This is a genomic window from Vibrio sp. Vb0667 (assembly GCF_033391095.1).
On record NZ_JAWPOL010000001.1, the window covers coordinates 21,964 to 36,475 of the forward strand.

12 protein-coding genes are annotated in these 14,512 nt (G+C 44.6%); 4 read left to right on the forward strand and 8 right to left on the reverse strand.

Annotated features, from left to right (window positions below; genetic code table 11):
* Positions 1-189 precede the first annotated feature (189 nt).
* Positions 190-1,239 (forward strand): porin, encoded by a 1,050-nt coding sequence (locus R8269_RS00140; RefSeq protein WP_005374238.1) that lies wholly within the window; start codon positions 190-192, stop codon positions 1,237-1,239.
* A gap of 216 nt (positions 1,240-1,455) precedes the next feature.
* On the opposite strand, the gene R8269_RS00145 is transcribed toward R8269_RS00140, so the two are convergent.
* From R8269_RS00145 to speA, 4 genes are all read right to left on the reverse strand, one after another.
* Positions 1,456-3,621 carry a S9 family peptidase gene (locus tag R8269_RS00145; protein WP_318222411.1) on the reverse strand — a complete coding sequence of 722 codons (2,166 nt, stop codon included), beginning with the start codon at positions 3,619-3,621 and terminating at the stop codon, positions 1,456-1,458.
* Positions 3,622-3,932: 311 nt separating this feature from the next.
* Entirely contained in the window at positions 3,933-5,138 is a 1,206-nt protein-coding gene (gene emrD / locus R8269_RS00150; protein ID WP_005374234.1) for a multidrug efflux MFS transporter EmrD, read from the reverse strand.
* A 409-nt stretch (positions 5,139-5,547) separates the two neighbouring features.
* Positions 5,548-6,468: an agmatinase gene (gene speB / locus R8269_RS00155; RefSeq protein WP_005374233.1), complete on the reverse strand. Its 921-nt coding sequence runs from the start codon at positions 6,466-6,468 to the stop codon at positions 5,548-5,550.
* Position 6,469: 1 nt separating this feature from the next.
* Positions 6,470-8,380 carry an arginine decarboxylase gene (speA, locus tag R8269_RS00160; RefSeq protein WP_031778854.1) on the reverse strand — a complete coding sequence of 637 codons (1,911 nt, stop codon included), beginning with the start codon at positions 8,378-8,380 and terminating at the stop codon, positions 6,470-6,472.
* A 319-nt stretch (positions 8,381-8,699) separates the two neighbouring features.
* Between speA and R8269_RS00165 the strand changes: the two genes are divergently transcribed.
* Positions 8,700-9,425, forward strand: coding sequence for an MBL fold metallo-hydrolase (locus R8269_RS00165; RefSeq protein WP_161441194.1), 726 nt, complete (start codon positions 8,700-8,702; stop codon positions 9,423-9,425).
* A gap of 66 nt (positions 9,426-9,491) precedes the next feature.
* Here the strand turns inward: R8269_RS00165 and R8269_RS00170 are convergent, their stop codons facing one another.
* From R8269_RS00170 to R8269_RS00180, 3 genes are all read right to left on the reverse strand, one after another.
* On the reverse strand, positions 9,492-9,920 hold the full coding sequence (locus tag R8269_RS00170) for an ATP-dependent zinc protease (protein WP_005384193.1): 429 nt from the start codon (positions 9,918-9,920) through the stop codon (positions 9,492-9,494).
* 65 nt (positions 9,921-9,985) lie between these two features.
* The gene (gene rimK / locus R8269_RS00175) at positions 9,986-10,891 is read right to left on the reverse strand and encodes a 30S ribosomal protein S6--L-glutamate ligase (RefSeq protein WP_005374224.1); all 906 of its coding nucleotides are present in this window, start codon (positions 10,889-10,891) and stop codon (positions 9,986-9,988) included.
* A 329-nt stretch (positions 10,892-11,220) separates the two neighbouring features.
* A complete protein-coding gene (locus R8269_RS00180) occupies positions 11,221-11,835 on the reverse strand; it encodes a TetR/AcrR family transcriptional regulator (RefSeq protein ID WP_318222412.1) in 615 nt (204 codons plus the stop codon).
* Positions 11,836-11,990: 155 nt separating this feature from the next.
* On the opposite strand from R8269_RS00180, the gene R8269_RS00185 reads away from it, so the two are divergent.
* Positions 11,991-13,004, forward strand: coding sequence for an MBL fold metallo-hydrolase (locus R8269_RS00185; protein ID WP_318222443.1), 1,014 nt, complete (start codon positions 11,991-11,993; stop codon positions 13,002-13,004).
* 95 nt (positions 13,005-13,099) lie between these two features.
* Positions 13,100-13,444, forward strand: coding sequence for a DUF5329 family protein (locus R8269_RS00190; protein ID WP_017635527.1), 345 nt, complete (start codon positions 13,100-13,102; stop codon positions 13,442-13,444).
* Here the strand turns inward: R8269_RS00190 and R8269_RS00195 are convergent.
* The gene (locus R8269_RS00195) at positions 13,412-14,311 is read right to left on the reverse strand and encodes a LysR family transcriptional regulator (RefSeq protein ID WP_017635526.1); all 900 of its coding nucleotides are present in this window, start codon (positions 14,309-14,311) and stop codon (positions 13,412-13,414) included. The genes R8269_RS00190 and R8269_RS00195 overlap by 33 nt on opposite strands.
* Positions 14,312-14,512 lie beyond the last annotated feature (201 nt).

The window sequence follows — 14,512 nt, forward strand, 5'->3', positions numbered from 1 at the left end:
TGGGGAGTGAAAAGTTCCCTATTTTTTTGTGATTAAGTTCAAAATGTGAGCATTGATACCACTGGTTGCATAAGAAAGTGTTTGTTTCATTTCTATTTCATTACTACTTTGTTATGTGTTCGTTGCGATTGATTCGGATTTAATCTGTTTCTAAGCGAACCGGTACAAACAACTATACGGATGTTAACAATGAAAATGAAAACTCTAGCCGTTGCAGTGGCGGCACTAGCATGTGGTTCACAGGCCTTCGCAGCAGAAGTTTACAACAGCGATGGTACATCTTTATCGATCGGCGGTCACGTTTCAGTTGGCGTGGGTGAGTATTTCGAAGAAGAAGTAAAAGTTCACCAAGTGTCTCCACGTATCAATGTTGCGGGCAAGAAAGACATTGGCAACGGTATCACTATCGACGCTAAAGGCGAATGGGCACTTAACTACCTAAATGGTGGTAGCCAGTCGTTTTCAACTCGTTTGGGCTACATCGGCGCGACCCACCAGCAGTTTGGCCGTTTAGTGGGAGGTACACAGTGGTCTCCGTACTACGATGTCGCTGGCGTTGCGGATCTACCAATCGCGTTCGCGAACGACTTTTTGTACGACAATCACAACAATCTAGGTACTGGTCGTGCTGAAAAAATGATCAGCTACCGTAAAAGCTTTGAGTTTGGCGAAGGTTTTGCTTTCAACCTAGGTCTTGGTTGGCAAGGTGAAAATGATGATAGAGGCCTATCATTACAACAAAACCCTAACACAGGTCTTCCAGAATACGTTTCTAAAGGCAGCAAGTATGACCAACGTGGTCAAATCGCACTGAGCGGCTCTGTTGCGGGCTTTGGTCTAGGCTACGTATACAGCGGCGGTGATGTTGAGAATTCTGGTCTAGGTACTAAAACTGCTGAATCACACCTTGTTTCTGTAAATTACGGTGAGTATGGCTCTGGTCTGTACGCAGCTGTTGTATACGGCATGAACGAATACTTCTACGAGATGCGTGAAGAAACTACTCAGATTGAGGGCCTACTAGCGTACGGAGTCAACAATTGGACGTTCAGCGTTAACTACGAAGGTGTAGAAGACGACAAAGACAACAAGACAGTTTCAAGCGAAACTGCGCTACAAGCAGAGTACGCAGTAACTCCTGCATTCGTTACTTTCGCTGGTTACCAGTTTGACCTAGGTAACGACTACAACAATGAAGAGAACGACTACTGGACTCTAGGTGCTCGTTACTACTTCTAATAAATAGGCCAGTTTCTACTGCCTAAACACATTTATTGTGTTAACGCCTACTCGTTGTGAGTAGGCGTTTTTCTTTCTGCTTTCCTTTGGCTATAAGAGACGCTGGTCGTTCTGTGCTTAGGTAACCCCACTCCTTGTTTAGAGAGTGCGTCTATAAAAAATGCCCGCAACTTGCGGGCATTTTTTGTTGTTAGAGATACAGTTCTATTAATACGCTTATTCTTTATCGAGTAAATCGAGGAAGAAGGCATACTCTAGCGCATCTTCTTTTAAGCGCTTAAATCGACCAGATGCGCCGCCGTGTCCGGCTTCCATATCGGTTTTGAACAACAAAACGTTATCGTCTGTCTTCATTTCACGAAGTTTGGCGACCCACTTCATTGGTTCAAAGTACTGTACTTGAGAGTCGTGCAAGCCAGTCGTTACCAACATGTTCGGGTAGTTTTGCGCCTTGATGTTGTCGTAAGGCGAGTAACTCAACATATAGTCATAGTATGTTTTGTTATTTGGGTTACCCCATTCATCATACTCATTGGTGGTCAATGGAATTGATTCATCGAGCATAGTGGTTACCACGTCCACAAACGGAACATGTGCACCGATACCGCGGTACAGTTCTGGTGCTTGGTTGATGATAGCCCCCATTAAGAGACCTCCTGCAGAGCCACCAACAGCGAAGACTTTATCTTTCGCGCCGTAGCCTTGTTCAACCAAACCTTTAGTCACATCAATAAAGTCGTTGAATGTGTTTTGCTTGGTTAGTTTTTTACCGTCTTCATACCAAGGGCGGCCAAGCATTTCAGATCCACGAATATGAGCAATGGCGTAAACAAAGCCGCGATCCAATAGACTCAAACGTGTCGAGCGGAAAGTTGGCTCAATGGTTGCGCCATAAGATCCATAACCATATTGGTAGAGTGGATTCGTACCATCTTTCTTAAATAAGTCTTTACGATACACCAAAGAAACGGGTACTTCTTTACCGTCACGGGCTGTGACCATGATGCGTTCTGATTGGTAATTGTCAGGATTAAAATCACCAAGTACAGGTGTTTGCTTCATGATTTCTGACTCGCCCGTTTTTAGATCGAAATCGTAGTAGGTTCCTGGAGTGGTTAAACTGCTGTAATAAATACGAACTTTTTCGTTATCCAGCTCTAGGTTACCTGTCAAATAGGTAGCAAACGCATCGTCATTAAATGTGAGGGGGAATTCTTTTCCTGTTGAAAGCTGACGTACAGTGACGCTTGCTAGGCCGTTAGAGCGCTGCTCGTAGACGATGTGATCATCGAATAACTCGAAGTCGACAAGTTGAGTGTTGTCGTCTGCGGCAATCACATCTTGCCATTTAGAGCGGTCATGCATGTCATTTTGATGAACTTTCATCAAACGGAAGTTGACGGCTTGATAGTTAGTATAAATGTAGTACCAATCGCCTAGCTTAGAAATACTGTATTCAATGCCATCTTCACGAGGATAGAACGGTTTCGCCTTTGCTTTAGGGTTGTTCGCATCAATGATAGAGACCCCACTGGTTTCTGTACTCGAATGCCAGATATAAATATCTTCGCCATCTTTGCTTTTGCTTAGTGAGGTGTAATAGGCGCTGTCGGTTTCCTCAAAAATCAGCTCATCGTTGCTTTGTGGTGTGCCCAATACATGACGATAAACTTGGTAGCCCAATAAGGTCTGTGGATCTTTTTTGATGTAGTAAAAGGCGTTGTTATCGTTCTGCCATGCGACAGCGCTTGAGGCCCCTTCGATTTCATCTTGTAGGTAATTGCCTGTTGTCAGGTCTTTGATCTTAAGGGTGTACACGCGGCGGCTTAATGTGTCTTCGCCATACGCCAATAAGTTTTCATTCGGACTAACGTATAGGCCGCCGATACTGAAAAACTCATGTTCTTTTGCTAGTTCATTGACATCTAAAATGATTTGTTTGTCTTTGCCTGCAAAGTCTTTAGCTCGCAAATGGACTTCGTACTCGTTATCTCCGGTCACTTCACTGGAGTAGAAGTAGTTGCCTTTACGAACCGGTACAGAGTTGTCGTCTTTTGCGATGCGCCCTTTAATTTCTTCAAATAGCGTATCTTGAAATGTTTCAGTGTGCTTTAGAACGGTTTCTGCGTACTGATTTTCTTTCTCTAGGTGATGTAAAATTTCAGGGTCTTTACGTTCGTCGTCACGCATCCAGTAGTAGTTATCAACGCGGGTATCGCCATGAATAGTCATCGCGTGAGGGACTTTTTTCGCAACCGGAGCTTGAGTTTGTTGAGCAACGATCTGTGTTTGGGAGTATTGAGTCATGCTGGGGATTCCTTGATTGCTGCATCCGGCGACAAGCGCGACCGAGACGGCCAACGTAGTTAAAGTGAAACGCATCTGATTTTATCCTTATTGTACACCCAAGTGGCCTCATCCTGAGGGCTGGGCTTTCATTTTGTTAGTGGTTTTCAGTTGTCCATTCTTTGTTATGGGGTATACCGAAAAAGTGAGAATCCTCAATATTTCCGAGTTGGATACTCAATTTGAAGGGAGCTGAAAACACATTGTGTAAGCAGCTGTTATTTTTAACAAATATCAATTCGAAAGTTAAATCATTCTCATCGGGAAATCGATATAGTGTGATATGAAAAAAGGGACACACTTGTTGAGTGTGTCCCTTTTGGATTTTGAAAGTAAGCTGATAATGATCAGATAACTTGCGGTACTTCGTTTGAGTGATTGTGTGCTCGATTCACCCACATTAACCCAAGCATTGCAATTACCGACATTGCCATCATCAAAATGCCCAAAGGCATCTGGTTATGCGCTGGAAATAGTGACGCGAGCAAAGTTGCTACACCTGCCCCCAAGTTTTGCATGCCACCCAATGTCGCGCCTGCTGTTCCTGCATGGTATGGGAATGGCGCAATCGCTCCAGTTGTTGCTGCTGGGAAGAGAATACCCGCACCCAAAAAGTACACGGTTGCGCCTCCAACCAGCGTTAATGCCGTGGTTAAACCAAACAAGCCTGGGATGAGCACAATAGCAGAGCCCACAAAAATAGAGACCAAGCCTACATTTAAAGCACGACGCTCAGAGCGACGTCTTGCGATGTAGCTAGATAAGCCTGCGCCCACCAAGTAACCTGGGATCGGCAATATAAACAGCAAACTTACCGTTGTTGCTGGTAATTCTAATACCCCACCTAACAATACCCCAGCCGCCGCTTCGAATACACCCACACCAGCGAATGTTGCAACCAGGCAAATCAAAAAGCCTTGAAAGCGACGGTCAGACAAAACGTGTTTGTAGCTTTTGGCTACTGGTTCGAATTTGCGCTTCTCTTTTGGTAGCGTCTCCATCATGCTTGTCATCATGGTGATCACAACCGCGATAGCAAATAGCGCTAAGAACAAGTAGCTCGACCGCCATCCGAAAGCTTCTGTTAGGTAACCGCCTAATACTGGTGCCATTAATGGTGAGAAAATCACACACATGCTAATTAAGCTGTTTGCTCTGTGTAGATCAGAGCCTTCAAAGCAATCGCGAGTCAGAGTGCGTGACATCGCACCGCCGCAGCCAATACCTAAGCCTTGGATAAAGCTACCAATCAAGAACCATTCAAATTGATGTGCAAATAATGCTACCAGTGTACCCGCGATGTAGATAAGCAGCCCGACGATGATGATCGGTTTGCGTCCCAAGCGGTCCGATAGTGTGCCATACGCAAATTGCGACAAGCCATACGGGATTAGGTAACAAGCCATCACAGCTTGAAGTGATGACGCAGATACCAAAAACTCGCCCGCCATATGACCGATTGAAGGCACGTACATTGTCTGGGTCATTTGACCCACGGCAGTCAATATAGCGATTAAAAAGGTAAGTTTCGCTAATGGAAACGAAGCAGACATTTGCGTATCTCTCCAAAAAATTTAAGACGTAAAAACCCTTAGCGCTCTTTTACAGAGTGCCAACTGAATTCTTGTGTTGCGGGGGTATTTGCGCGAGATAATAGTGCTTGCTTGTATAATTAGCAATCGAAAAGTGTGAAGTTTAGCAAGATAAAAATCTATGATTTCAATTAGAAAAACTAATCCGACTTTGTTTTCAAAAAGCGGTGCATTTCTTTGTCTAATTACGTTAAGTCTTTTACTTTTCGTGAATAGAATGAGCCTTATAGGTAACTGGTTTTAATGGTTAAAGTGCAAAAATAAAGCGTCTGCTCGGTTGAGCTGAGTTCAAGATGAAACGAGTGAATAAAAGGTAGAGGAAAGCATCAGAAAGAAAAGGGAGCCGAAGCTCCCTTAGAAATGATTATGTCTATTCGCGCTCAGATGCGTATGCGTAAAGCATTTCTAGTGCGATGGTTGCTCCCGCTAGTGCGGTAACATCACTGTGGTCGTATGGAGGCGATACTTCGACAACATCCATACCCACGATATTCATGCCGGCTAAACCACGAATAATTTTCAGCGCTTTGTCTGAGTTCAAGCCACCACAAACTGGTGTACCAGTTCCCGGTGCGAAGGCCGGGTCTAAGCAGTCGATGTCAAAAGTGACATATACTGGCTTGTCTGCGACGGTGCGACGAATTTCTTCTAGGATCTCGTTCACCGACATGTCATTCGCTTGCATCGCATTAATCACATTGAAGCCGTGATCTTGCTGTTTGTACTCCGTACGAATGCCGATTTGTATTGAGTTCTTTGCTGAGATCAAACCTTCTTTCGGCGCATGGTAGAACATCGTACCGTGGTCGTATGAACTGCCATTTGCATAGGTGTCCGTATGAGCATCAAAGTGAATCAACGCCATTTGGCCATGATGCTTCGCATAGGCACGCAGGATAGGTAGCGTAATGAAGTGGTCACCGCCCAATCCCAACATGGTTTTACCACTTTTTAGAATTTCACTGGTTGCCGCTTCAAGGCGGTAAGTAAAATCTTCCGCATCACCGCAATCGAACACGAGATCACCTGCGTCGATCACTTTCAGTTTATCCAATACGTTGAAGCTCCAAGGGAACTTCTTACCTTCCCATGCCAAGTTGACTGAGGCACGGCGAATTGCATCTGGACCCATACGCGCACCTGGACGCCCAGATGTTGCCATGTCCAGAGGGACTCCCAACACCACAACGTCTGCGTCTGCCGATACCGGGTTACGAATGTACGGCAGACGTAAAAACGACATAGAGTTGGAGTAAAGCGAATAATCAGTTTTAGTAAACAAATCATTCATATCAGAAGTCCTCTAAATAGGTGTATCCTGCTAGACCTTGTTCTAGTTCTGCTAGGATTTGTGCTTGTTCATTGGCTTCAACTCGCTGTGAAACCAATTGTTTATAATTGTCACGAATCGCATCCACGTCGATATGAACGTAGCGCATCATGTCTTCTACACTATCACCTTCGTTGATGTAACTGATCTCAAATTGACCATGTTCATCAACATTGACTACAGCACTGTGGGTATCACCAAATAGGTTGTGCATGTCACCAAGGATTTCTTGGTATGCGCCTACTAGGAAAAAGCCCATTAAGTACGGTTTGTCTTTGCTCCAAGCTGGTACAGGCAGCGTGCTCTCGATGCCTTGACCATCAACGTAGTGATCGATCGCGCCATCAGAGTCACATGTGATGTCCAACATCACTGCACGACGCTCTTCCGCCTCGCCCAGACCAGAAAGTGGCAGAACAGGGAACACCTGATCAATACCCCAAGCATCTGGTAGAGATTGGAAGAGAGAGAAGTTCACGAAGAACTTATCCGCAAGACGTTCGCTCAACTCGTCCAGAATCGGACGGTGGAAGCGATTCTTAGTGCTCATCTTGCGGCTTAATTCGAAGTAAATGCGCAGTGACAATTGTTCTGCCCACGCACGTTGTTCCAAGTTAAGCACGCCTGTAGCAAATTGAGAGTGCACTTCTGCCAAATCACTTTGGGTATCATTGTAAATCTCAATTAACGCACGAGCGTCTGTACCATCTTGTAAGTTTTCCCAGTTTCGCCACATGTTTTGTAGCAACAGCGGAGCGTCCTCATCAAGCTCATGTACTTCTTCCGGTAGGTACGACTCGGTACCAATTACGTTAGAAATCAATACAGCGTGGTGCGCTGTTAGCGAGCGACCCGATTCCGAAATGATCACTGGCATTGGTTGTTCGTATTGCAGACACACATCGCCCACAGTGTTGACGATATTACGTGCGTATTCTGCAAGTCCGTAGTTCATCGAATTCGATGATTGGCTGCGTGTGCCGTCATAATCCACTGCCAAGCCGCCGCCCACATCGAAGTACTCGATGTTTGCACCGAGTGCGCGTAGTTCGCAGTAGAAACGTGCAGACTCGTTCACACCATTGCGTACATCACGGATGTTTGCCATCTGTGAACCAAGGTGGAAGTGAACCAGTTGCATCGCGTCTAGGTTGCCTTCGCGTTTAAGACGTTCAATAACGCTAAGCACTTGCGATGCTGATAAACCAAACTTCGATTTTTCACCGCCACTTGCTTGCCATTTCCCTGCGCCTTGAGAGGCGAGGCGAATGCGTAAACCAAGGCGCGGTTTTACGCCCAAACTTTTCGCTTCTTCTAGTACCAGATCCAGCTCAGAAAGCTTCTCTAATACGATGAATACCTTGTGACCCAGCTTTTCACCGATCAGTGCAAGACGCACATACTCACGGTCTTTGTAGCCATTACACACGATCACGGAGCTACCTTGTTGAGCCAATGCAAGTACCGCCAACAATTCTGGCTTGCTACCCGCTTCAAGACCAAGCTGCTTGGTTTCTAGTTGAGCTTGGCTCGCTAGAATTTCATCCACCACTTCACGTTGTTGGTTTACTTTAATTGGGTACACCAACAAGTATTTGTTTGGATATTGGTATTCTTCAATTGCTTGGTTGAATGCGTGGCAAATACCATGCACACGTTGGTGCACGATTTGCGGGAAGCGTACTAATACAGGCAGATTTAACTGCTTCGCTTCTAGCTCATTTACAATAGCGCTGAAAGGGATTTGATGTGCACGATCACTACGTGGTGATACATATACTTCGCCTTGGTCATCAATGCCGTAGAAACCTTGGCTCCAGTAGTGAACGTTGTAGTCCGCGCGGATGCGGTCTAATTTAGTTGCTTTTTCCAACTCGATTCTCACAAAAATGTACTTAACTCCTTAATTAGAAGGAAAAGTACAAAAAAGCAAATCATGAGGTATTTACCTCATACCCTGACACGAACTCCGTGTGCGCGCATTAACGGATAAAAGGGCCCTTGAGTCTAATGATTAAAATCTATCATCTCGATTATGATTTGTTGTCGTCGCTACGTGTGAATATTTGTTTACCGAAGCGTCCATTCTGCTGTTATAGTTGGTCTGACCAGTAAGGATTCGGTCATGAAGCATCTCACTAAAATAAGGACATATTTTGCAGCTGCACAGAATTCAGGGGTACATTCAGACCATGTATCTCGCCGAATATCCCGATAAATTATTGTTGCTTGATGGTGCCAGTCGAGCAGACATCCCTCATCTTAAAGACTTTATTGAACATCAACTCCATCGTCCTTTTTCTGACCTAAAGTTGGTTGTTGTGACCCACATGCATCCAGACCATGCTGGTGGTGCGCACAAACTACGTGACTTAACAGGATGCAAGCTATTGGCCGCAAAGCGAGAGAACCAGTGGTATAGCGGTGTAGACGGTTGGCTAATGCATTTGACCGATTTGATGTTAGCACGCTGGATGGCGAATCGGATGCGTAAACCAAAGCAAAACCTGTGGTATTCCCGCAAGCTAAAGCCAGATATTGAACTTATTGATGGAGAGTTTATTCCTGGATTTGATGATTGGCAGGTGCTAGAAACACTAGGGCATACCGACCGAGATCTGTCGGTTTATCATTCTGAACAAGATGTACTGTATGTGGCGGATTTAATGGTGCAGGTGAAACAGCATCTGATTGCTCCGTTTCCCATATTTCATCCGAATCAATATCGGCAATCATTAAAGCGTGTGTTTGAGATGAATCCGCAATGTTTGCTTTTGGCACATGGGGGAGAGGTGACTTTGGATGAAAAAGCGTATCAGCACATTTTGAATACAGCGCCGACTAAGCCAATGACGCACTGGCGAGTGACAAAAGTTAAAGCGAAGGGATTGTTGTTTGCGTTATTTCGTAGGAAGTAGGCTAAGATAAAGCCAGACGAGTGATGCTCAACAAAAACGTTCGATCACTCATCTGAAGCTACGGGGTTAAGATGCCAATAAGTGAGATTGGCTAGGATCAACGAGCACTTTGTCTGCCATACCCTGACGACCTAACAACATCATGTAAGTCATTTTTTCACGGTTAGTCAACGTAATGTCGATTGGCCATTGTTGGTCGCCCATACGCAGCATCGTTGTGATCACGCAGCGGTGCTCAAAAGTACCGTTAGAAGATTTAACCTTACGGTTTGCTTTTAGTTTCGCTGTGCAGCGAACCACTTGTTCTAAATGGTATACATCTGGGTGCAAATCGAATGCAACATAAGACTGACCATCTTTTTCAAAGCAATCAATATTGTCTACATGTAATGAAGAGGTTTGAGCGCCTGTATCAATACGCGCTTCAAGGTGAGTAATCCCTAACTCTGGCAAGCAAATAGCTTCGGCATTCCCAATGATCATTTTCTGATTCATAGTGTCATCCTAGCGACGAGTAACAAGAGAGCCGGTTTTTGGCTCTCTTGTGCGTTAAACAAAAATCAACCTTTACCGCGAGTACGGTTTGAATTTGGCTTAGCGTTTTTCTCGATAAAATCGAAGATCATACCTGCAATGTTTTTACCCGTTGCTAGTTCGATGCCTTCTAGACCAGGGGAAGAGTTCACTTCCATTACCACTGGGCCATTTTTAGATTGAAGGATATCCACACCACAAAGGTTCAAGCCCATCACTTTCGCTGCATTTACAGCGGTCGCACGCTCTTCTTTGCTCAAACGCACGAGTTGTGCAGAGCCACCACGGTGAAGGTTAGAACGGAACTCGCCTTCTTTTGCTTGGCGCTTCATTGCGGCAATCACCTTATTTCCGACAACAAAACAACGGATGTCCGCGCCTTTTGCTTCTTCGATAAATTCTTGCACCATGATGTTAGCTTTCAAACCCATGAAAGCTTCAATCACGCTTTCTGCCGCTTTATTTGTTTCAGCAAGTACAACACCAATGCCTTGAGTGCCTTCTAGCAATTTAATTACTAGAGGTGCGCCACCAACGTTTTTGATCACGTCCTGAATGTTGTCAGGATGGTGAGCAAAGCCAGTGCGTGGCAAACCGATGCCTTTACGTGATAGCAGTTGCAATGAGCGCAACTTGTCACGAGAGCGGCTGATCGCGACAGATTCGTTGACACAAAATGTACCCATCATTTCAAACTGACGTACAACAGCAGTGCCGTAAAACGTAATAGATGCCCCAATACGTGGAATAACAGCATCGTATTGCGGTAATTCTTCACCCTTGTAGCGGATCTTAGGGTTGTTGCTCGTAATGTCCATATAACAGTGAAGCGTGTCGATCACATCGATTTGATGCCCACGTTCTTCACCCGCCTGTTTTAGGCGCATGGTTGAATATAAATTCTCATTACGAGAGAGAATAGCAATACGCATGGCAATTCCTTAGTAAGTCAGTACCAAATTAAAATATAAGTATAGAGCATAGAATGCAGTAGGCAGGTGATCATGTTATGACATAACCTACTTACTTCAACGATTTAGAATTGTGGTTGAACAACCACGTCGTCAGAGGTGCGCACCTTAGGGCGTTTTTTTGTGAGATGAAAACGAAAAAGCATCGTCGACACGACAAAAATATTTTATCGAACGCTCACGCCTTGCGGTATGAGACTGTCAAGGGTGAGATAAATAAAATTGAGCAAAAATTTCATCGCTTTGTCACGAATTATCGCTTAAAAAAGCGGCCAATTTGACCGCTGTTTTTAGCTGTTTTGATAGTGACTTAAAAAAAGTTCCGCCGTTTGGGTAGCTAACAGCCTAGATTCTTCATTCGACAAAGAGGGGCGAATTCCCATTAACTGCGGCCAGAATGCACTGCCTTTAAGTAAGTTGTGCAATTGAGTGCTTGCTATATGTACATCATCAATTTGCAAAGCGCCACTGTTCGATTTCTCAGTAAGCCAGCGGTACAGGGCGGTTTCCTGTTTCGACATTTGTTCTGCTTGTTCTTTGAGATCTTCCGGCTTAAATAAGAAGTGCCCAAATGCCACTTTTGCCAGCTCAATATAGTTTGGTTCCGTCACCACAATGATCTCGCTGTAGAGTAATTCAATCAATTGATCTTTGAGTGGCAGAGTGGGCAATCGTTTAATATCGCTTTCCATCATTGACGAACGCCAAAGCTCAGTCAGCAACTCCGTCACGATCGCTTCCTTAGAAGGGAAGTGATTATAGACCGTGCGCTTAGAGACTTGTGCGATTGCAGAGAGCTTATCCATGCTGGTGTTTTGCACCCCAAACTCTTGGAACGCTTGCCTTGCCGCGCATAAGATGGCTTCTCTTTTGGTTTCGCTACGACTTTTTCTTTTTACATTCATAAGCTTGCTAATTTAAGAAGATCATTTCTTGATCTATTTTACACTAAGTAGTTTACTTTTGATAATTAGAATGTAAACTGCACTGTTTAGTTTACTTTTGTTCGGGTTAACTTTTTATGAAAAAAACTTTGCTAGCCACAGTAGGAGCGTTCGCGATGGGTACATCCATGATTTCTTGTTCTAATGTTGATACTGAAAAAGCGCCAACATACCCGGACAAATTTGCAAATACAGAGTTGGAATACAAAAGCGGTTTGGGCGACATGTTCGAAATCATGAAAGCGTATTTTACGACTGAGCGCCTTAACCCAACACCAACGATTGAAATTCCAGTGCATGCGATCACAGCGCAGCAGTTGTTAGAAGAGCAAGATGACGTCATCTATCGTCTGGGTCACTCAAGCGTATTAATGAAGCTCGATGGAAAACTGGTGATGACCGACCCTGTATTCAGTGATCGCGCGTCTCCTGTGAAATGGGTTGGACCAAAACGTTTTCACAAAACCCCCATCACGATAGAAGATTTGCCAACTATCGATGTGGTGGTGATCAGTCATGACCATTACGATCACCTAGATAAAGCTTCTATTAAAGTGCTAGGTGACAAAGTGGGCACTTTCTTGGTGCCGTTAAAAGTTGGCCAATTACTGGTGAATTGGGGTGTACCCAAAGAGAAAGTGATCGAACTAGACTGGTGGGAGTCACACTCTGTTGACGGCATTGAATATACACTAACTCCGACTCAGCATTTCTCTGGTCGAGGTTTGACAGACCGCGATACGACGCTATGGGGCAGTTGGGTTATTAATGCACAACAACACAAAGTGTTCTTCAGTGGTGACTCTGGTTACTTCAATGGCTTTAAAGAGATTGGTGAAAAGTACGGTCCGTTTGACTTCACTATGATCGAAACCGGCGCATACAATGAACTTTGGTCAGACATTCACATGTTCCCAGAGCAAAGCGTTCAAGCACACATTGATGTGCAGGGCAAAGTGATGATGCCAATTCACAACAGTACGTTTGATTTATCGATGCATGATTGGAATGAGCCGATGCAACGCGCGTTAGATATTAGTGAAGAGCGCGGTGTAACGTTAGTGAGCCCTGAGATTGGTCAACGCTTGGCGATTGCGGAGCCTCAGCCTGCGAAGGCATGGTGGCAATAATTGCTGAGCTAAGCAGTCAAACACCAGAATAGTTAAGTCACTTATCAGTAGTTACTATTAGTAGTTATGTGGTCAGGGATAAGGATAAAGGTGCGATGAAAGCAAAGTGGACGTTGTTACTTACATTAAGCATTCTGCCTACCTTTGCACTAGCAGGGGTAGAGCAAGATATCTCGACGTTGATAAAACGAGTTGAGCAATCCTCTTGCACCTTTATCCGCAACGGCAAGGCGTACACTAATCAAGAAGCGGCAGAACACATGCGCAATAAATGGGATTACGCCAAAGATGACGTTGATTCCGTGGATGTGTTTATAAAAGAGGTCGCGTCAAAGAGCTGGTTATCTGGCAAACCATATTGGGTGGATTGCCAAGAGGAACGCATTACCAGCGAAGAGTGGCTAACATCATTGATGCGCACCACCGATCACATCCAATAACACTTCTTTGATGGTCTGATAGCGCAGAGGTAGAGCACGACTGCGCTTACGAACTAGAAATAGCTCTTCACATACAGTGTTTTTCAGTTGAGCAATGTATAACGTGTCTTTTAGTGGAAAATTGTCGACCGCACTTTGAGGCAGCACGGTGAAGCCAAGTCCTTTGCTGACAGGCAGCAAAATTTGGCTCAATTGATTTACGTAGCCGGATAATGGTAAATCGCTCATCTTAATTTCTTGGAGCTGTGGTTCTTCACATTGGTCAAAAAACAGCGTCATGTAATGCTCGGCATCAGGGTGGCTAATGACACCACAGTCATGCAAGAGTTGTGGCGTTATCTGCTTATTTTGATAATGCTTTGGCAGAACCAAGCACAACCTCTCTTTACCAATTCGCTCACTGTGAAACAGACCTTTGTTGGGAACATCAGTCACGATACCAATATCGATGTGCCCTTGCGTTATGGCGTTGAGAATAGATTGATTTGGCGCGGCTTCTAAATGTAACGATAAGCTCGGGTGCTGTTTTTGCTTCTCCAAAATGGGCCCATACAACATTAACGCCATTGCACCAGAACAAGCCAGTTTACAGTGGCCTGAAAACGCATCATCAAAACTGAGCTCTTCGAGCAGCTTCTTCTCTCTATCTTCTAACTCGAGCGCATATGCGTAGACAATCCTGCCTTGCTCGGTTAATTCGAAGCTTTTGTTTTCGCGCTTGATCAAGGCATGCTGACAGCTTTGCTCTAATTTTTTGATGTGTTGGCTGACGCCAGGCTGAGTCATAAAAAGTTTTTCTGCCGTTTGCGTAAAATGACCGACTTCAATCAATGTCTTAAATGTATGTAACCAAACAGGATTAAGCATAGTGTGTGATTTTCTGAGAGCTTTGTTGGGAGACGTAAAGAAAATGATAGCACGGTGTTTTATGAAAACAGAGAAGACTTAAACGATAAAAGATGAATCGTTATCAATACATTACAGACAAAATAAAACCCCGCCTGGTTTCCCAGACGGGGCTTATTCTTTTTCGCAGCAATCCAGCTACTAATAGGTGCTCCCTGCATC

Coding starts and splice junctions, on each gene's coding strand:
- R8269_RS00140 (WP_005374238.1), top strand. CDS start 190: ATGAAAATGAAAACTCTAGCCGTTGCAGTGGCGGCACTAGCATGTGGT.
- R8269_RS00145 (WP_318222411.1), bottom strand. CDS start 3,621: ATGCGTTTCACTTTAACTACGTTGGCCGTCTCGGTCGCGCTTGTCGCC.
- emrD (WP_005374234.1), bottom strand. CDS start 5,138: ATGTCTGCTTCGTTTCCATTAGCGAAACTTACCTTTTTAATCGCTATA.
- speB (WP_005374233.1), bottom strand. CDS start 6,468: ATGAATGATTTGTTTACTAAAACTGATTATTCGCTTTACTCCAACTCT.
- R8269_RS00165 (WP_161441194.1), top strand. CDS start 8,700: ATGTATCTCGCCGAATATCCCGATAAATTATTGTTGCTTGATGGTGCC.
- R8269_RS00170 (WP_005384193.1), bottom strand. CDS start 9,920: ATGAATCAGAAAATGATCATTGGGAATGCCGAAGCTATTTGCTTGCCA.
- rimK (WP_005374224.1), bottom strand. CDS start 10,891: ATGCGTATTGCTATTCTCTCTCGTAATGAGAATTTATATTCAACCATG.
- R8269_RS00180 (WP_318222412.1), bottom strand. CDS start 11,835: ATGAATGTAAAAAGAAAAAGTCGTAGCGAAACCAAAAGAGAAGCCATC.
- R8269_RS00185 (WP_318222443.1), top strand. CDS start 11,991: ATGGGTACATCCATGATTTCTTGTTCTAATGTTGATACTGAAAAAGCG.
- R8269_RS00190 (WP_017635527.1), top strand. CDS start 13,100: ATGAAAGCAAAGTGGACGTTGTTACTTACATTAAGCATTCTGCCTACC.
- R8269_RS00195 (WP_017635526.1), bottom strand. CDS start 14,311: ATGCTTAATCCTGTTTGGTTACATACATTTAAGACATTGATTGAAGTC.